This is a genomic window from Sphingomonas sp. LH128 (assembly GCF_000293195.2).
GTDB classification, from domain to species: domain Bacteria; phylum Pseudomonadota; class Alphaproteobacteria; order Sphingomonadales; family Sphingomonadaceae; genus Novosphingobium; species Novosphingobium resinovorum_A.
Window position 1 is genome coordinate 1 of record NZ_ALVC01000558.1, and the last position, 536, is coordinate 536.

At 68.7% G+C, this 536-nt stretch carries 1 protein-coding gene; it reads right to left on the minus strand.

Translation table 11 applies throughout. The annotated features are described in order from the left end of the window. Positions 1-431: flagellar basal body P-ring protein FlgI (locus LH128_RS30215; protein ID WP_008833500.1), on the minus strand; the 431-nt coding region annotated here is incomplete at its 3' end. Positions 432-536: the final 105 nt, after the last annotated feature.

The following is a 536-nucleotide window of genomic DNA, read 5'->3' on the forward strand; positions in this document are numbered from 1 at the left end:
GGGCCTTGCGCCACGGCGTAGATCTCCCCGTCCAGCGCCCGCAGCGAGGAGACGAGGAGGATGCCGCCCTGCAGGCTGCTGGCGTCGCCAAGGGCCGAGACTTGCACGTCCACGGTCGATCCCGAGCGCGCGAACGGCGGCATCGTCGCGGTGACGGTCACGGCGGCGACGTTCTGGGTGAGCATCTGGGTGCCCCGGATGTTGACGCCCATGCGCTCCAGCATCGCCTGCAAGGTCTCCTCGGTGAAGGGGACGTTGCGGATGCGGTCGCCGGTGCCCTGCAGGCCGACGACCAGACCGTAGCCGACCAGCTGGTTGGTGCGCACGTTCTCGACGTCGACGATGTCCTTGATGCGCGGCTGCGGTCCTGCCTGTGCCACCGAGGGCGACAACAGAGCGAGAAGCGCGAGGAGGACGGGCAGCCGGGGCATCGTGTGCATTATAGGATGAAGTTGGGAGGGGCGGGCCGCAGGCGCGCAATTCCTCCCCCGACGGGGGAGGGGGAGGATCATTTCCCCGCCTTCTTCGCCAGCTTC